Source organism: Streptomyces axinellae (assembly GCF_039532135.1).
GTDB lineage: Bacteria > Actinomycetota > Actinomycetes > Streptomycetales > Streptomycetaceae > Streptomyces > Streptomyces axinellae.
The window spans coordinates 38,056-54,317 of record NZ_BAAARJ010000015.1 but is presented as its reverse complement, the minus strand read 5'-3'; the positions used below and the strand labels follow the sequence as shown (position 1 = coordinate 54,317).

General features: G+C 71.4%; 15 protein-coding genes. 6 read left to right on the top strand and 9 right to left on the bottom strand.

Features of this window, described 5'->3' with window-relative positions; all coding sequences use genetic code 11:
• Positions 1-60: 60 nt before the first annotated feature.
• The 4 genes from ABD339_RS22140 to miaA all read right to left on the bottom strand — a co-directional run bounded on the left by ABD339_RS22140 (position 61) and on the right by miaA (position 5,054).
• Complete coding sequence (locus ABD339_RS22140; protein WP_344568160.1) at positions 61-2,370, bottom strand: RelA/SpoT family protein; 2,310 nt, start codon at positions 2,368-2,370, stop codon at positions 61-63.
• Positions 2,371-2,496: 126 nt separating this feature from the next.
• Positions 2,497-3,375 (bottom strand): diaminopimelate epimerase, encoded by an 879-nt coding sequence (gene dapF, locus ABD339_RS22135; protein ID WP_344568159.1) that lies wholly within the window; start codon positions 3,373-3,375, stop codon positions 2,497-2,499.
• 30 nt (positions 3,376-3,405) lie between these two features.
• Positions 3,406-4,008, bottom strand: a complete 603-nt coding sequence (locus tag ABD339_RS22130; protein WP_344568274.1) for a hypothetical protein — start codon at positions 4,006-4,008, stop codon at positions 3,406-3,408.
• Positions 4,009-4,115: 107 nt separating this feature from the next.
• Positions 4,116-5,054: a tRNA (adenosine(37)-N6)-dimethylallyltransferase MiaA gene (gene miaA / locus ABD339_RS22125; RefSeq protein ID WP_344568273.1), complete on the bottom strand. Its 939-nt coding sequence runs from the start codon at positions 5,052-5,054 to the stop codon at positions 4,116-4,118.
• Positions 5,055-5,267: 213 nt separating this feature from the next.
• Here miaA and ABD339_RS22120 point away from each other — a divergent pair, with 213 nt between their 5' ends.
• Together ABD339_RS22120 and ABD339_RS22115 are read left to right on the top strand one after the other, a co-directional pair.
• Positions 5,268-5,810 (top strand): hypothetical protein, encoded by a 543-nt coding sequence (locus tag ABD339_RS22120; RefSeq protein ID WP_344568158.1) that lies wholly within the window; start codon positions 5,268-5,270, stop codon positions 5,808-5,810.
• Between the two features lie 43 nt (positions 5,811-5,853).
• On the top strand, positions 5,854-6,087 hold the full coding sequence (locus tag ABD339_RS22115) for an antitoxin (protein ID WP_344568272.1): 234 nt from the start codon (positions 5,854-5,856) through the stop codon (positions 6,085-6,087).
• A 267-nt stretch (positions 6,088-6,354) separates the two neighbouring features.
• Here ABD339_RS22115 and ABD339_RS22110 read toward each other — a convergent pair whose 3' ends face one another.
• The 3 genes from ABD339_RS22110 to ABD339_RS22100 form a co-directional block, all read right to left on the bottom strand.
• The gene (locus ABD339_RS22110; RefSeq protein ID WP_344568157.1) at positions 6,355-7,062 is read right to left on the bottom strand and encodes a class III extradiol dioxygenase subunit B-like domain-containing protein; all 708 of its coding nucleotides are present in this window, start codon (positions 7,060-7,062) and stop codon (positions 6,355-6,357) included.
• Positions 7,063-7,242: 180 nt separating this feature from the next.
• A complete protein-coding gene (miaB, locus tag ABD339_RS22105) occupies positions 7,243-8,760 on the bottom strand; it encodes a tRNA (N6-isopentenyl adenosine(37)-C2)-methylthiotransferase MiaB (RefSeq protein WP_344568156.1) in 1,518 nt (505 codons plus the stop codon).
• Positions 8,761-8,829: 69 nt separating this feature from the next.
• Positions 8,830-9,378 carry an ATP-binding protein gene (locus ABD339_RS22100; protein ID WP_344568155.1) on the bottom strand — a complete coding sequence of 183 codons (549 nt, stop codon included), beginning with the start codon at positions 9,376-9,378 and terminating at the stop codon, positions 8,830-8,832.
• A gap of 199 nt (positions 9,379-9,577) precedes the next feature.
• Between ABD339_RS22100 and ABD339_RS22095 the strand changes: the two genes are divergently transcribed.
• Together ABD339_RS22095 and ABD339_RS22090 are read left to right on the top strand one after the other, a co-directional pair.
• Complete coding sequence (locus ABD339_RS22095; RefSeq protein ID WP_344568154.1) at positions 9,578-10,456, top strand: helix-turn-helix domain-containing protein; 879 nt, start codon at positions 9,578-9,580, stop codon at positions 10,454-10,456.
• Positions 10,457-10,574: 118 nt separating this feature from the next.
• Positions 10,575-11,621, top strand: coding sequence for a TAXI family TRAP transporter solute-binding subunit (locus ABD339_RS22090; protein ID WP_344568153.1), 1,047 nt, complete (start codon positions 10,575-10,577; stop codon positions 11,619-11,621).
• A gap of 51 nt (positions 11,622-11,672) precedes the next feature.
• On the opposite strand, the gene ABD339_RS22085 is transcribed toward ABD339_RS22090, so the two are convergent.
• Together ABD339_RS22085 and ABD339_RS22080 are read right to left on the bottom strand one after the other, a co-directional pair.
• Positions 11,673-13,100 carry a sensor histidine kinase gene (locus ABD339_RS22085; protein ID WP_344568152.1) on the bottom strand — a complete coding sequence of 476 codons (1,428 nt, stop codon included), beginning with the start codon at positions 13,098-13,100 and terminating at the stop codon, positions 11,673-11,675.
• A gap of 22 nt (positions 13,101-13,122) precedes the next feature.
• Positions 13,123-13,878, bottom strand: coding sequence for a response regulator transcription factor (locus ABD339_RS22080; RefSeq protein WP_344568151.1), 756 nt, complete (start codon positions 13,876-13,878; stop codon positions 13,123-13,125).
• Between the two features lie 407 nt (positions 13,879-14,285).
• Between ABD339_RS22080 and ABD339_RS22075 the strand changes: the two genes are divergently transcribed.
• Together ABD339_RS22075 and ABD339_RS22070 are read left to right on the top strand one after the other, a co-directional pair.
• On the top strand, positions 14,286-15,071 hold the full coding sequence (locus tag ABD339_RS22075; protein WP_344568150.1) for an amino acid ABC transporter ATP-binding protein: 786 nt from the start codon (positions 14,286-14,288) through the stop codon (positions 15,069-15,071).
• Positions 15,072-15,292: 221 nt separating this feature from the next.
• Positions 15,293-16,204: a glutamate ABC transporter substrate-binding protein gene (locus tag ABD339_RS22070; protein ID WP_344568149.1), complete on the top strand. Its 912-nt coding sequence runs from the start codon at positions 15,293-15,295 to the stop codon at positions 16,202-16,204.
• Positions 16,205-16,262 lie beyond the last annotated feature (58 nt).

Sequence of the window (16,262 nt, the reverse complement as noted above, 5' to 3'; positions counted from 1 at the left end):
TGGCACGGGCGCGTCCACTCGAACGGGCGGGATACGAGCTCGCCAGGGGGTCCGGGCGGCTCAGCCCGCGGCGGCCTGGCGGACGGCGCGGGTCACGTCGTAGACGCCGGGTACCTGCTGCATGGCGCGCATCAGCGCGGGAAGCCCTGCGGCGTCGGGCAGTTGGAGCGTGTAGGTGTGCCGTACGCGCTGTTCGCGCGGGGGTTCGACCTCGGCGGAGACGACCGCCGCGCCCTGTGCGGCGATGATCTCGGTGAGATCGGCGAGCAGATGGGGCCTGCTGAACGACTCGGCCCAAAGTGTGACCCTGCATCCCACGGCGCCCTGCTCCCACCGCACGGCGAGCGCGGTGCGCCCGGCGGAGACCATCCGGGCCACCGACTGGCAGGTGTCCCGGTGCACGGTGACCGCGCCTCCGCGCACCGGGAACCCGGTGACGCTGTCGGTCGGTACGGGCGTACAGCAGCGGGCGAGGCGGACCGGGGTGCCGGGGTGGCCGGGCACCACAGGGGTGTTCTCGGCGGCGGTAGCACCGGATGCCCCGGGAAACGGGCTGTCCGCTGCGGGCTCTTCCGGCGCCGAGGGGGCCGATGGAACAGACGGAGCCGCCGCCGCGCCTGCGGAAACAGCCGCTTCGCCGGACGGAGCCGGGCATCCGGTGGCCCGGGAACGCTTCCCCCGGGATCGGCGGGGTTGCCCGGTTTGGCCGGGCCGGCCGAGTCGGCCGGGCTCGCCGGGCCGGTCCGCCGCAGGCTGTGCGTGGGCGGCCTGCCACTGCCGGATGGCGATGCGGGCGGCCGGGGTGCGCACATGGTCGAGCCACTCGGGGGACGGCCCCGAGGGGTTTCCGCTGCCGGGCTCCAGGAAGAGCTGGAGCGCGTCGCCGTCTCGCAGCGGCGTCGTGAGGGAGGTCAGCCGGCCGTTCACACGCGCGCCGATACACCGGTGCCCGGCCTCGCCCAGCCGCGCGTAGGCGGCGTCCACGCAGGTGGCCCCGGCCGGGAGGGGGAGCGCACCACCGCCGGTGCTCTCGGGGCCCGGTACGGCGCAGTACACGGTGATCTCGCGGTCCTGTGCGAGTTCGTCGCGCAGCTCGGCCCAGAAGGTGTTCGAGTCCGGTGCGTGGCTCTGCCACTCCAGGAGCCGGGAGAGCCATCCGGGGCGCGTGGGGTCGGCCCGCTCCCCCGGCGCCGCCTCGGATCCCGCGCTCCCGGCAGCGCCGCCCGCTCCGGCGGGCGGCGCGGTCTCGGCGCCCTCAGCCGCGCCGCCGTCGGATGAGGCGGTGGCGTGCGGATCGCCGAGGGCGACGACCCCGGCCTCGGCGACGCGATGCATCCGGTGAGTGCGTACGAGCACCTCGGCGACCCTGCCGTCGGTGTCGGCGATGGCCGTGTGCAGCGACTGGTAGAGGTTGAACTTCGGCGCGGCGATGAAGTCCTTGAACTCGGAGATCACCGGGGTGAAGCAGGTGTGCAGCTCGCCGAGGACCGCATAGCAGTCCGCGTCCTCGCCCACCAGGATCAGCAGCCGCCCGAAGTCGCACGCGCCCAGCTCGCCGCGTTTGAGCCGCAGCCGGTGCACGGAGACGACGTGCCGGGGACGGATGAGCACCTGAGCCACGATCCCCGCCTCGCGCAGCATGCGGCGTACCTCGGTGGCGATGCCGGTGAGCGGGTCGGGCCGGCCGACGTGTTCGCGGATCAACTCGCGGGTCGCGGCGTGCTCTTCAGGGTGCAGGATGGCGAAGACCAGGTCTTCCAGCTCACTCTTGAGTGCCTGCACACCGAGCCGTTCGGCGAGCGGAATGAGTACGTCGCGGGTGACTTTGGCGATGCGCGCCTGCTTTTCGGGGCGCATCACACCGAGGGTGCGCATGTTGTGCAGCCGGTCCGCGAGTTTGATCGACATCACGCGTACGTCGTTACCGGCGGCGACGAGCATCTTGCGGAAGGTCTCGGGCTCGGCGGCCGTTCCGTAATCGACCTTCTCCAACTTGGTGACGCCGTCGACCAGATAGGAGACCTCTTCGCCGAACTCCTCCCGCACCTGATCGAGGGTCACATCGGTGTCCTCGACGGTGTCGTGCAGCAGGGAGGCGGTCAGGGTCGTCGTCTCGGCACCGAGCTGCGCCAGCAGCAGTGTGACCGCCAGGGGGTGGGTGATGTAGGGCTCACCGCTCTTGCGCATCTGGCCCCGGTGGGAGGATTCGGCCAGCACGTAGGCGCGGCGCAGGGGGCGCAGATCGGCGCCCGGATGGTGGGCCCGGTGGACCTTCGCCACATGCTCGATGGCGTCCGGCAGGGAGCCCCGGGGCGTGGCGCCCAGCAGCGCCGCTTTGCTGAGCTTCCGCAGACTGCGCACCGCGCTCATGGGCACCTCCGCTCCTGTGCACCCCGGCAGGGGGTGCGGTGTTGCTGACCCCATCATGTGCCGCTGACGGGGTCGCCCTCGCCGAGGGCGGGATCACCCCATCGTGCGACGTTTAGAACCGGCCCCTCACAGAAGCAGGCCGGAATCGATTCTGCCCTCGGCGACGATCTCCGCGGGGCCGGTCATCTCGATCTCGCCGTCGGTCCGCTCGGTGATGACGAGCCGGCCGCCGGGCACATCCACGGTGTAGGTGGCGGGAACGCCGTCCCGCCGGGGGTCGGCGCCGTCCCTGCGCGCGGCGGCCACCATCACGGCGCAGGCCCCCGTGCCGCAGGAGCGGGTCTCGCCCGCTCCACGCTCGTGCACCCGCAGCGCCACATGGCGCGGGCCCCGGTCGACGACGAACTCGACGTTGACGCCATCCGGGTAGGCGGTGGCGGGCAGCGTCTCGGGCGCCTCCAGCAGGCGTCCCGCTTCGGCCAGATCGGCGACGAAGGCCACGGCGTGCGGGTTGCCCATGCCGACCTTGCGGGCGGGCCAGGTGCGGCCCTCCACTCCCACGGTGACCCCGCCGTCGTCCGCGCCCTCGGACAGCTGGGCGGAGCCCATGGTGACGGTGATGTCCCCGCCTTCCTTGGCGATGTGGACCTGCCGCACCCCGGCCCGGGTCGCGATGGCGAGGTCTCCGGGCCCGGCCAGCCCGGCATGCTCCAGGTAGCGGGCGAAGACCCGGGCTCCGTTGCCGCACATCTCGGCCACCGAGCCGTCCGCGTTGCGGTAGTCCATGAACCACTCGGCGTCACCGGCCATGGCTCTGGCTTCCGGGTGGGCGCCCGAGCGGACGACGCGCAGGATCCCGTCGGCGCCGATGCCCGCTCTCCGGTCGCACAGCCGTGCCACCGCCGCCGGGGACAGGTCGAGCAGCCCGTCCGGGTCGGGGACGATCACGAAGTCGTTCTCTGTGCCGTGTCCCTTCAGGAACGGCACGCCCTGTGCGCTGGTCACCCTGTCGATCCTACGGGACACGTGTACGGCTCAACCACGAAGCCTGGCCACCCGCCAGACCGCGAGGACGACCACCGTGCACACGACCACGGCGTAGACCAGGACCACGCGCCAGTCGGGGCGCCGACCGGCCCCCCGGGCCGGCAGTCCCGGCCAGGTCTGGCCCACTTTGCGGGCCGCCATGACGCCCCAGCCCGCCGCGCAGCCGCACAGCAGCAGGCCCAGCATGGAGACGACGGCACCCGAGCTGCCGCCCGGCTCGAAGGCCAGGGGGAAGGCGAACATCAGCGAGCCGAGGGCGCCCAGCACGACGATGGGGGCCAGCTGCCACAGCCGCAGCTTGCGCTGGGGGCGCAGTTCGTGGGACTCGACCGGTGGCTCGGTGCCGTCGGGCACCGTGCCGTCCTCGCTGTCCTCGGACACCACGTGGTGAGGTTCCGCTTCCTGTTCCGCTGCGGGGCCGTGCCGGGGCAGTGGTACTGGTTCCGCTTCCGCCGCGGGCACCGGGACCCGGGGGACCGGGGTACCCCTCGCACCGGATGCCGCGCCGGCCGGGCCCGAGCCGGGCTCGGCCGCCTGCGGGGGCTCTCCGTTCACCGGGGTCTCGTCGTTGTCACGAGGGCCGGCCTCCATCGCCACGTGCCCTCCCAACTCCGGCTCAACGGCTCGAACGATGGTCGATGATGGCATGCCGGGGGTAACGGGACGGTTGCACAGTGCCTCCCGATGCCATCACGTGATCAGGCTGTGACCGCGCCCGCCAGCAATGCGAGCGCGGCGGCGGGCAGTTCCGCCCGGTCGGCCACGGCCCCGCTGAGCCAGTGCACCCGGGGATCGCGCCGGAACCAGGAGTCCTGCCGGCGTGCGAACCGCTTGGTGGCACGGACCGTCTCCGTCCGCGCCTCCTCTTCCGTGCACACGCCGGCCAGGCTGGCGAGCACCTGCTGGTATCCGAGGGCCCGCGAGGCCGTGCGCCCCTCACGCAGCCCCTCGCTCTCCAGCGCCCGCACCTCATCGACCAGACCGGCCTCCCACATACGGTCCACGCGCCGTGCGATCCGCTCGTCCAGTTCGGGGCGCGCGACATCGACGCCGATCTGGACGGTGTCGTAGACGGCCTCGTGGCCGGGCAGGTTGGCGGTGAAGGGCCGACCGGTGATCGCGATGACCTCCAGTGCCCGGACGATGCGCCGCCCATTGCTGGGGAGTATCGCGCGGGCCGCCTCCGGATCCGCGTCGGCCAGCCGGGTGTGGAGCGCGCCGGGCCCTCGCTCTTCCAGTTCCGCCTCCAGGCGGGCGCGCACCAGCGGATCGGTGCCGGGGAAGTCCATGGCATCCAGTGCGCCGCGCACATACAGACCGGAGCCGCCGACGAGAACGGGCACCCGCCCCCGCGCGCGCAGCTTGTCGATCTCCGCACGGGCGAGCTTCTGGTATTCGGCGACGCTGGCCGCCACCGTGACGTCCCAGATGTCGAGCAGATGGTGCGGTACGCCCTGCCGCTCCTGGACGCTCAGCTTGGCGGTGCCGATGTCCATCCCCCGGTAGAGCTGCATGGAGTCCGCGTTGATGACCTCGCCGCCCAGTTCTTGGGCGAGAAAGACGCCCAGGTCCGACTTTCCGGCCGCCGTGGGCCCCACGACGGCGATGACCGGCGGGGCGTCGGGGGAGGCGGGCAACGGCTGCGGAGGTGCGGCGTGGGCGTTCACGGCTCAAGTCTCCCAAACGCCGCTCCCACTTCCCGAACGAGCGACGTGACGGGCCCGCTCATGGGGTCGTTGCCAGTTGCGAGGTTCCGACAGCCGGTTTGCGCGCCGGTGCCCCGGGGCGACGCAATGAGACGCTCCGCAAGGCGCGGGATTTCGCCCACACGAGTAAGGTCTGGAGTAGATATGGGCGTTTTTGCGAAGCTTCTTCGTCTTTCATCCCGCAAGTCAACAGAGAACACCGCTGAGACAGCCCCCGCGAACAAGGCCGCGGCTCCCGGGAAGGAAGCCGGAACCGGCGAGCACACGGGGCGAACCAGCGAGAAGCCCGCGTCGGCCAGGACCGAGTCAGCCGCCGGGGACACTGAAGCCGCCCGGGGCGTTGAAGCCTCCGGGGAGGCCGGAACGGCCGGAAGTCCCGCTTCCGGAACCGGGGCGGCCGAGTCGGCGGAGGACACCGGTGGTGACAGCGTCGCTACGGAGAATCCCGCACCATCCGGTGAGCGGGAGGAATCCCCGGGTAAGAGCGGGGCGGGCACGCGGCGGGCGGGCGCGGAATCCGGCGCGGACACGGAAGCCCGCGCTGGCGAAGAGCCCGAACCCGCGGCCGATGCCGATGGCGCCGGTCGTGACGGCGAGGGCGGCAACAGTGGCGGCGTCGGCATCCCCAAGCAGCAGGCGGCCGAGGAAGCCGCCGACAGCGACAGCGGGGAGAGCGCCCGCAAGTGAGCCGTGCGGAGAGTCCGGACGGCCTGGGAGAAGGGTGAGCGCGATGGGCTTCATGGACAAGATCAAGGGCCTGATGGGACAGCACGGCGACAAGGTCCAGCGCGGACTGGACAAGGCCGCGCAGACCGCGGACTCCAAGACCAAGGGCAAGTACAGCGACCAGATCAAGTCCGGTACGCAGAAGGCCAAGGAAGCGACCGAGCGGCTCTCCGACAACGGCGGCCCGGGAAAGAGCGGCGGCGAAGGCGGAAGCGGCCAGGGCCCCAAGGGCGGCTGACGGAGGTCCAGAGCCCCCAGGGCGCCGCGAGCGGCTCCGGACCGGATCAGGCGGGCCCCGGAGTCAACTCACCGGCCTCCGGCCTCGCAAGGCGCGCTGGAAAGCATTCGCGGGGGTGTGCGGTACGCCGCGCACCCCCGCCGCCGTACGTCCTCCCGGCGACGCGCACGCCGCCCCGTGATATGCGCGCACCTCCCCGCGACGGCTCACGGCCCGGCCGCGGCGCCGGGCCTCCGCACGCGTTGCGGGCACCGTCCTGCGACGGTCCTACGACCAGCTCGCGACGATATAGCCGACGCCGTACGGCGCTTCGTCGTACAGGAGGCGGCCGGCGAGCCCCGCCCCCTCCCCCGCGCCCGCGAGGGTCTGCCAGGAGGAGCGTCCCGCCGCCTTGAGGTCGTAGGCCAACTCCTCGTCCAGCGCCAGGATCCCCTCCACATCGGCCGCACCCAGCACCCGGGCGGCCTCGGAGTCGAAGGCAGCGGCGCGGTCGTCGAAGTATCCGGGGGCCTTCAGAGTGCGGCAGTTGCTGCCGTCACCCATCACCAGCAGCGCGACACGGTCAGCGCTCGCGGCCAGTTCGCGCCCGGTCTCCTGGCAGCGCGGCCCGGCGAGCGGTTCGCCGATGCCCAGCCCCTCGACGGGGGAGCCCGTCCAGTCCGTACGCTCCAGCAGCCAGGCGCCGACCGCCAGGGAAGGCGGCAGTTCACGCCGGGCGGGGTCGCCCTTGCCGAGGCTCACCTCCAGCGGGACGCCGAAGCCCGCGAAGGATCCGCGGGTGCCCTGCGGGTGGGGGCCCCGGCCGGACTGTTCGGCCGGGCCGAGGACGTAGAGCCGGTCGGGGCGTGCGGCGGCCAGGACGCCGAGAGCGTCGTAGCAGGCGGCACGCGCCGGTTCCATCTCGGAGGCGGCACCGCCGGCCACGTCGGGGACGAGCAGCGGCGGGCAGGGGCATACGGCTGCGGCGACAAGCATGGCGCGCAGCTTAGGCGCCGGGGGTGCCGCTTCCCACCCTGCCCGCGCCGTGACTCACCCGCCCGTGCGAGAGCGTTGGCGGCCGGCTGGACGGCGGGGATCTCATCTGCCCGCCGCCGCAGGGCGGTTCCACTGCGCCGTCGTTCCGGGTCGCGCGGAGCCGTATCCGCGGTGCCCGGTTCAGTGTGTGCCGCAGCCTCCGGTCGCGGCGGGCAGCGGCGCGGGCACGCCGACCGTGGGCAGCCCGAGCATCACGCCCTTGCCCTCCAGGGGTTCGGGGTCCGTGGCGCGACGCTCCCAGGCGTCTCCCGCGCGGGTGCGGCGCACCGCGAGCGGGGCGCCCTCGGCGAGCAGATGGTGAGGGGCGGCGTAGGTGATCTCCACGGTGACGACGTCGCCGGGGCGTACCGGCTCCAGGGGCCGGGTGAAGTGCACCAGCCGGTTGTCGGGGGCGCGGCCGGACAGGCGCTGGGTGGCGTCGTCCTTGCGGCCCTCGCCCTCGGCGACCATCAGCTCCAGAGTGCGGCCCACCTGGCGTTTGTTCTCCTCCCAGGAGATCTCCTCCTGGAGGGTCACAAGCCGTTCGTAGCGCTCCTGGACGACGGATTTGGGGATCTGCCCGTCCATCTCGGCTGCGGGCGTACCGGGGCGCTTGCTGTACTGGAAGGTGAACGCCTGCGCGAAGCGGGCTTCCCGTACGACGTGCAGCGTCTCTTCGAAGTCTTCCTCGGTCTCACCGGGGAAGCCCACGATGATGTCGGTCGACAAAGCGGCCTCGGGGATGGCGGCGCGGACCTTCTCGATGATCCCGAGGTAGCGCTCCTGGCGGTAGGAGCGGCGCATGGCCTTCAGGACGCGGGAGGAGCCGGACTGGAGCGGCATGTGCAGCTGCGGCATCACGTTGGGGGTCTCGGCCATGGCGGCGATGACGTCGTCGGTGAAGTCGCGGGGGTGCGGGGAGGTGAAGCGCACGCGCTCCAGGCCCTCGATGCGGCCACATGCGCGCAACAGCTTGCTGAACGCCTCACGGTCGCCGATGTCGGAGCCGTAGGCGTTGACGTTCTGGCCGAGCAGGGTGATCTCGCTGACGCCCTCCTCGACCAGGGCCTCGACCTCCGCGAGGATGTCGCCGGGCCTGCGGTCCTTCTCCTTGCCGCGCAGCTGCGGAACGATGCAGAACGTACAGGTGTTGTTGCAGCCCACGGAGACGGAGACCCAGGCCGCGTACGCGCTCTCGCGGCGGGTGGGCAGCGTCGAGGGGAACGCCTCCAGGGAGTCGGCGATCTCCACCTGTGCCTCTTCCTGGACGCGGGCGCGCTCCAGGAGGACGGGGAGTTTGCCGACGTTGTGCGTGCCGAAGACGACATCGACCCAGGGGGCCTTCTTCACGATGGTGTCGCGGTCCTTCTGGGCGAGGCAGCCGCCGACCGCGATCTGCATGCCGGGACGCGCGGCCTTCTTGGGGGCGAGCTGACCGAGGTTGCCGTAGAGGCGGTTGTCGGCGTTCTCCCGGACCGCGCAGGTGTTGAAGACGACGACATCGGCGGCTTCGGTCCCCTTGGGTGCCGGCACATATCCGGCGTCCTCCAGCAGACCGGCCATCCGCTCGGAGTCGTGGACGTTCATCTGGCACCCGAAGGTGCGTACCTCATATGTGCCCTTGACACCCGCTGCCTGGCTCCGGTCGCTGCTGCTCATGCGACAAGGGTAGGCGCTGGTCCGGATGCCTCTCGCGCCGGAGGCGGCCGACGGGCAGGCGGACGGCGCTCAACTGTGACGCAGATCACCGTGGTCGAATCCCGCGGGCAGCGAGAGCGTCGCCCACACCGCGTTGCCACGGGTGAGCGGAGAGCGGCGGACGCCCCACTCGCGGGCCAGTGCCGCCACTATGCACAGTCCGCGCCCGCTCTCTTCGTCGGAGTCGCCGTACCGGGGGCGTGGCACTCTTTCGTGCTCGGCCTGGTCGTGCACCTCTATGCGCAAGAGTCCGCCGCCAGCGGCTCCCCAGCCGGCCTCCGGAGCGAGGGCGGCCCGGCACACCAGGCCGGAACTGGTGGGGCAGTCGGCGTGGACGACGGCGTTGGCGGCCAGCTCGGAGAGGAGCAGGACAGCACTCTCGGTGACCCCCAGTGGCACTACGGGCTCCCGGCGGTCCTCCAGCCACCGCGTGAACACGGCGCGCGCCCGCGCGATGTGCCTCTTGCGGGCGGGGAAACCGAACTGCCAGTCCTGGGCCGCGGCCGGGCCGCGCGGGGCGAAGGCGGGGGTGGAGGCGGAGGGTGCTGCTGGGGCCCTGAAGGCGGGGGCAGCGGACACGTGAGGCGCCTTCCGTCGTACTGGTCCGGACCTTGTCGCAAGGCCGTCGAGCATGGTGTGCCCCGTCACTATGGCCCCTGGAGTCCCAGTCAGCAACCAACAGACTGCAATTTTCATTTCACGCACCGCACTCTGCCCAGGGGCCGGTTTTGCTGGCACACTCTCGCCGGTGCTGCCGCGTGCCAGGAGGTGGACGGACATGAGTCCTCCAGTACAGCCGGGAAACGGAAACCCTCCCTCCGTGCTCCGGATGGTGCTCGCGAAACGACTGCGACACCTTCGCGAGCGCGCGGGCGTCTCCCAGGAGGAGGCCGCTTCCGCCACGGAGATCGGTGTTGCCGCGCTCTGCCGGATGGAGAGCGGTGAGAGCGCGGCGCGCCCGCGCTGTCTGCGCGCGCTGCTGCGGCACTACGGGGTGTCCGGCAAGGAGAGCGAGGAGTTTCTGCGGCTCGCCGGGAAGGCGGAGGAGCCGGGCTGGTGGCACTCCTTCGAGGACGCGCTGCCCGGCTGGTTCGGCGGCTACCTCGGTCTGGAGCGCGAGGCCCGGATGCTCGCCGTATATGAACCGCACTATGTCCCGGGGCTGTTGCAGACTCCGGACTACGCCCGCACCCTGCTGCGCACCGGATTCCCCCATGAAACCGAGGAGAAGATCGAGCGCCGCGTCGCACTGCGCATGGAGCGCCGGCACATCCTCCGGCGCGAGGACCCGCCCTCGCTGTGGCTGGTGCTGGAAGAGGCCGTGCTGCGCCGGAACGTCGGCGGCCCCGCCGTCATGCGCGCCCAGCTCGACGTGCTTCTGGAGGCCGTCGGACGGGAGCACATCACGCTGCGCGTCCTGCCGCCGGGCGCGGGCCCGCATCCGGCCGCGGGCGGCCACTACGGCTATCTGCGCTTCGCCGAGCCCGGGATACCGGACATGGTCTACGTCGAGAGCCTCACCACAGCCCAGTATCTCCAGGACAGTCGGGACGTCGAGCCCTATCTGGAGGCTCACAGGAGGGCATCCGCCATGGCAGCCGAAGCCGTGCCCGATGTCGGCGCCCGGCTGAGGGAACTGCGTGAGGAGTTCGCGTGAGACCGGTGGAACGGGAGGCCCCGAGGGAGCCGCGAGGGGCAGGCGGAACGTGTCCTGACCGCCCGGGCGGTGGACCCTCCTCTCCCCTGGGCCGCCGTGGGCTGGCAGTATCCGGTCCATGGCCGCCACCCGTTCCCTTGTGAAGGAGCCTCATCCGGTGCGGCGTTCCGGCGCCGGCGGACGGCTCCGCCTCGGGCGGCGGCGCGCGCTGTGGGCGGCGGGAGCCGTCGCGGTGGTGTGCGGGCTGCTGACCTGGTGCCTGATGCCGCCTTCCCCGCCCCCGCCCGGGGGAAAGGTCATCTTCGGCACCGGCGTCCGCACCGGCGTGTACGAGCGCTACGGCACGCTTTTCAAGCAGCGCCTCTCCCGCGACCTGCCCGATGTCGATCTGCGGCTGCGGCGCAGCCAGGGCTCCGTCCAGAACGTGGAACGCGTGGCCACGGGAAAGACGGACTACACCATCACGGCATCCGACGCGCTGGCCGACTACAAGGCATCCGGTGGCAAATACGCCTCCCGTATCCGGGCGTGCGCACGGTTGTACGACGACTACATGCAGCTGATCGTGCCCAGGGACTCCCCGGTGCGCAGCGCCAAGGACCTCAAGGGCCTGCGGGTGGGGGTCGGGGAGCGGCGCTCGGGGGTCTCGCTGGTGACGGGACGGCTGCTGGAGGCCGCGGGGCTGGACATGGACCGGGATGTGCGCGCCGTACGCGCGGGCATCGACCGGATGCCGCGGCTTTTGTCCGAGGGCAGACTGGATGCCTTCTTCTGGTCCGGAGGGCTGCCCACGACGGCGATCGAGCGACTGGCCGACCGCACGGACATCCGCCTGGTGCAGCTCGGCGACCTGGTGCCGCGCCTGCACGAGATCGAGCCGGAGACCCGCTACTACCGGGCGGCGGTGCTGGCGCCCGACGCGTATCCCACGGTGCAGCGCGGCCAGTCGGTCAAGACGGTGGCGATCGCCAACTTGCTGGTGACGACGGACCGTACGGACCCGGCGCTCACGGAGGGCATCACGCGCTCCGTCATCAGGAGCAGGGATCAGATCGGCCGTGAAGTGCACGCGGCGCAGAAGGTGGACCTGCGCACCGCGATCTACACCGATCCGGTCCCGCTGCACGAGGGAGCGCGCCGCTACTACCGCTCGGTCAAGCCCTGAGACCTCTGCCGCCCGGGTAGTGGTCCCGGCCGGGCTTCGAGGCCCGCGCCCTCACGTTCCGTGCGGGGCGTTCCGCGGCACGGTGATCACCACGCGCAGGCCCCCGGGCTCGTTGTGCGCGAAGGAGAGCGTGCCGCCCGAACCGGCGAGCAGCGCACGCGTGATGGACAGGCCCAGGCCCGAGCCGGACACGTTCTGGTGCCTGCCGCTGCGCCAGAAGCGGTCTCCGACCCGCTCCAGCTCCTCGTCGGTCAGGCCGGGGCCGCCGTCTGCCGTCTCCACGGTGACGCGGTCGCCCCCCGCGGTGACGGTGACGGTGACGGAGCCCGATTCCGGGGTGAACTTCACGGCGTTGTCCACGACGGCGTCCAGCGCGCTGGAGAGCGCCACCGGATCCGCCCATCCGGTGGCGGCCGACTGCCCCTCCGTCGTCAGCTCGACGCCCTTGCGCTCGGCAACCGGCCGCCATGCCGCCACGCGCTCGGCCGCGACCTCGGCGACATCGGTGAGCACGGCATGCGCGGCGTCCGCGTGCTCGGCCAGCGCCAGGTCCAGCAGATCGTCCAGGACCTGCGCGAGCCGCTTGCCCTCCGCGCGTACGGCGGCCGACTCCTCGCTGTCCTCGGGAAGTTCCAGCGCGAGCAGCTCGATGCGCAGCAGCAGCGCCGAGAGCGGATTGCGCAACTGGTGGGAGGCGTCGGCGACGAAGGCGCGCTGCTGTTCGAGCACGTCCTCGACGTTTCCGGCCATCTCGTTGAAAGAGTCGGCGAGCCGGCGCAGCTCGGGCGGGCCACCGGAGGCGACGACGCGGGAGGTGAGCTTGCCGGTGGCGATCTCATGGGCGGCCCGGTCCAGGGTGCGTACGGGCCTGAGCACCCACCCGGTCAGGCGCAGTGCCGCGCCGATGGCGAGCAGCATCGCGGCGGCCTCACCGGCGGCGATGGCGAGCCAGCCGTGCAGGATCCGCGAACGCATCGGTCCCGTAGGTGAGTCCGTGAGGACGACGGCCGCCACATCGCCGTCCCGGATGACGGGCGAGGCCACCGCGATCCGGCCGTCCTCCTCCCAGGGCCACACCTGCGGCGGGTCGTGACTGCGGCGTCCCGCCAGCGCCTCGGCGAAGGCCCGTGCACCGTCCGAGCCGGGCTTGCCGGCGCCCTGTCCCCCGTCGCCGGGAATGCGCCAGCCCTCAGGTGAGGAGGCCATCACCCGCCCGTCGCGGTAGAAGACGCCGGCCCGAATGCCGTAGAGGGCGTGGTAGCGGTCCAGTTCCTTCTCCAGGGTGGCCTGGCGCTCGTCCGGCTGGCTGGGGGCGGTGACGAACTGGGCGAGGGAGGCGAAGCGCGCGGTGTCGTCGATCCTGTCCACCACCACGCGCTGCTGCTGGCCCCGCGCCTGGCTCACGGCGAGGGGGAAGCCGAGGGCGAGCAGCACCCCGGCCAGCAGGATGAGCAGCAGCGGAAGCAGTCGTGAACGCATCTCGTCGATCCGGCCCGGCGGGTCAGGCGCCCCGGGCGGCCATGCGGTAGCCGACCCCGCGCACCGTCTCTATGAGCGCGGGCCGCTGGAGCTTGGCGCGCAGCGAGGCGACGTGCACCTCCAGGGTGCGCCCCGTGCCCTCCCAGCTCGTGCGCCAGACCTCGCTGATGATCTGCTCCCTGCGGAAGACGACACCGGGCCGCTGGGCGAGCAGCGCCAGCAGATCGAATTCCTTGCGGGTGAGGGAGATCCGGGTGCCATCGACGCTGACCTGCCGGGTGGGCAGCTCGATGACGACGCCTCCCAGGCGCAGGGTGCCGTGCTCCGCGCCGCCCGCTCCCCTCGTCGCGCCCCCGGCGCTCGCGGTGTCGCGCGCGCCGCTTTCCGCGCCGGCGCCGTCCTCTCCGGCGCGCCGACGGCTGACCGCGTGGATACGGGCCAGCAGCTCCCCCATGTCGTAGGGCTTCACGACGTAGTCGTCAGCGCCGAGGTTGAGGCCGTGGATGCGCGAGCGGACATCGGCACGCGCGGTCACCATGATCACGGGCGTCGAGCTGGTGCGCCGGATCTTGCCGCAGACTTCGAAGCCGTCCTGGTCGGGCAGGCCGAGGTCGAGCAGGACGACGGCGAAACCCGGTGCGTCCTGCCCGCCCGCCAGCAGTTCCTGGAGCGCCTCGGCGCCGCTGCGCACATGCGTGACGTCGAATCCGTGCCGCGCCAGCACAGCGGAGAGCGCGGCGGCGACCCGGTCATCGTCCTCGACCAGCAGCAGTCTCAACCGACGCCCCTCCTGTCCTGTCCTTGTGCGAACCGCCCCTGCGGAAGATCCGACAGTGCATCCACGCCGACGGGCGCAGGTGAGTCAAGAGCCTGGTGAGCGCACGCGGACATCCGTTATACAGCCGGTACGGCGACCACGGGGCCGCCGCGAGGAGAGCCCTGGCGGGCCCGGACAGGGCCCGGGTCACGGACCCGGGCCTGGAACGGGCCCCGGCCTCCCGCCGGAGGGCCGGGGCCGAGAGCCGGGGCCGGAGGCCGGGGAGGCTCTTTCCCGCGGCGGCCCCTTTGGTCAGTCTGCCCAGTCGCGGCCAGATCGTTATGCTCAATTTCAGCTCAGATGTAATGACGGTCACGTCAACAGCTCACTAAGGTCCTCGCAACCGACGAGGACGGAGCTATACGCCGATGAGTGAAGTATCGGTGATCAAGGACGCCGGCGGCCCCGACCCGGCGACCGACAAGCTGGTCGTGCTGGACAACGTCAACAAGCACTTCGGTGCGCTCCATGTCCTTCAGGACATTGACCTGACCATCGCGCGCGGCGAAGTCGTCGTCGTCATCGGTCCCTCGGGATCCGGCAAGTCCACGCTGTGCCGCACCATCAACCGTCTGGAGACGGTCGATTCGGGCAGCATCACCATCGACGGCAAGCCACTGCCCGCCGAGGGCAAGGAGCTGGCCAGACTGCGTGCCGATGTCGGCATGGTCTTCCAGTCCTTCAACCTCTTCGCACACAAGACCGTGCTGGAGAACGTCACCCTCGGCCAGACCAAGGTCCGCAAGGCCGACAAGGGGTCGGCCGATGAGAAGGCCCGCGCCCTGCTCGACCGGGTCGGGGTCGGCAACCAGGCCGACAAGTATCCGGCGCAGCTGTCCGGCGGCCAGCAGCAGCGGGTCGCCATCGCGCGGGCGCTGGCGATGGACCCGAAGGTGATGCTCTTCGACGAGCCGACCTCGGCTCTCGACCCCGAGATGATCAACGAGGTCCTCGAAGTCATGCAGCAGCTGGCCAGGGACGGCATGACGATGGTCGTGGTCACCCACGAGATGGGCTTCGCCCGCTCGGCGGCCAACCGCGTCGTCTTCATGGCGGACGGCCGCATCGTCGAGGAGGCCACTCCCGAGCAGTTCTTCAGCAATCCGCGCAGCGACCGCGCCAAGGACTTCCTCTCGAAGATCCTGCACCACTGAGGACCGCGCCCGTTGGCGGGCGCGGCCCTCACAAGGCAGCGCCGCCGCAGCGCGTACAGAGCACCACGGGAACTCAGCGCACGCACCACAGGACGCGCGCACACCGCAGGGCCCGCACGCACCACAGAGCAGCACGCACCGCAGGGCGCTCAGAGCACCGCAGGGTGACGACGGCAGCCACCGGCTGGGCCAACGACTGTTCAAGTAAGGGATGTTCAACTATGCGATTCCACAAGACCGCCGCTTCGGCGGCCGTGATCCTGGCTCTCGCCGCCACCGCGGCGTGCGGGGGCAAGGAAGGCTCCGCCGGCGACAAGCCCAAGGACCAGACGGACGAGAAGGCGCTGCCGTCCTACCAGGTCGCCAAGGACGTCAAGGTCGACTCCCCCGTGCTGAAGAAGGCCCAGAAGCGCGGGAAGATCGTCATCGGCGCCAAGGCCGACCAGCCCTACCTCGGCTTCCAGGACCAGTCGACCAAGAAGTACTCGGGCTTCGACATCGAGATCGCCAAGATGGTCGCGGCCGACCTCGGCTTCTCCGCCAAGCAGATCGAGTGGAAGACGGTCGACTCCGGCGCCCGCGAGACCGCAGTCTCCAAGGGCGACGTGGACCTGATGATCGGCACCTACACGATCAACCCCGAGCGCAAGAAGCAGATCGACTTCGCGGGCCCCTACTTCCACGCGGGCGCCTCGCTGCTCGTCAAGAAGGACGAGAAGGCGGTCAAGGGCCCGGAGACGGTCAAGGGCAAGAAGGTCTGCTCGATCGTGGGCTCGACCCCGCTGAAGACCATCAAGGAGCCGAAGTACGGTGCCAAGGTCACCGAGCTGAGCAAGTACTCCGAGTGCGTCTCGCAGGTGCTCGACGGGCAGGTGGACGCGCTCACCACCGACGACGCGATCCTGATGGGCTACGCCGCGCAGAACCCCGGCAAGCTCAAGGTCGTCGGCAAGCCGTTCTCCGACGAGCCCTACGGCGTCGGCCTGAAGAAGGGCGACAAGGCCCTCCAGAAGGCGGTCGCCGACGCCCTCAAGGCGCACCAGGACAACGGTGACTACAAGAAGGCGTTCGAGGCGACGCTCGGCAAGTCGGGCTCGAAGCTCAAGACTCCCCCGGCCATCACCGAGAAGTGACGCCGCGCGCCCCGCTCCCCGGTGCACGAGCCGCGCGGAGCGGGGCGCCTGCCGTAGC

Bases quoted from the DNA above. Each gene is read 5' to 3' on its own strand.
- ABD339_RS22115 (WP_344568272.1), top strand. From the start codon at position 5,854: ATGGGCTTCATGGACAAGATCAAGGGCCTGATGGGACAGCACGGCGAC.
- miaB (WP_344568156.1), bottom strand. From the start codon at position 8,760: ATGAGCAGCAGCGACCGGAGCCAGGCAGCGGGTGTCAAGGGCACATAT.
- ABD339_RS22085 (WP_344568152.1), bottom strand. From the start codon at position 13,100: ATGCGTTCACGACTGCTTCCGCTGCTGCTCATCCTGCTGGCCGGGGTG.
- ABD339_RS22140 (WP_344568160.1), bottom strand. From the start codon at position 2,370: ATGAGCGCGGTGCGCAGTCTGCGGAAGCTCAGCAAAGCGGCGCTGCTG.
- ABD339_RS22070 (WP_344568149.1), top strand. From the start codon at position 15,293: ATGCGATTCCACAAGACCGCCGCTTCGGCGGCCGTGATCCTGGCTCTC.
- ABD339_RS22075 (WP_344568150.1), top strand. From the start codon at position 14,286: ATGAGTGAAGTATCGGTGATCAAGGACGCCGGCGGCCCCGACCCGGCG.
- ABD339_RS22110 (WP_344568157.1), bottom strand. From the start codon at position 7,062: ATGCTTGTCGCCGCAGCCGTATGCCCCTGCCCGCCGCTGCTCGTCCCC.
- ABD339_RS22120 (WP_344568158.1), top strand. From the start codon at position 5,268: ATGGGCGTTTTTGCGAAGCTTCTTCGTCTTTCATCCCGCAAGTCAACA.
- ABD339_RS22090 (WP_344568153.1), top strand. From the start codon at position 10,575: ATGGCCGCCACCCGTTCCCTTGTGAAGGAGCCTCATCCGGTGCGGCGT.
- ABD339_RS22130 (WP_344568274.1), bottom strand. From the start codon at position 4,008: ATGGAGGCCGGCCCTCGTGACAACGACGAGACCCCGGTGAACGGAGAG.
- ABD339_RS22095 (WP_344568154.1), top strand. From the start codon at position 9,578: ATGAGTCCTCCAGTACAGCCGGGAAACGGAAACCCTCCCTCCGTGCTC.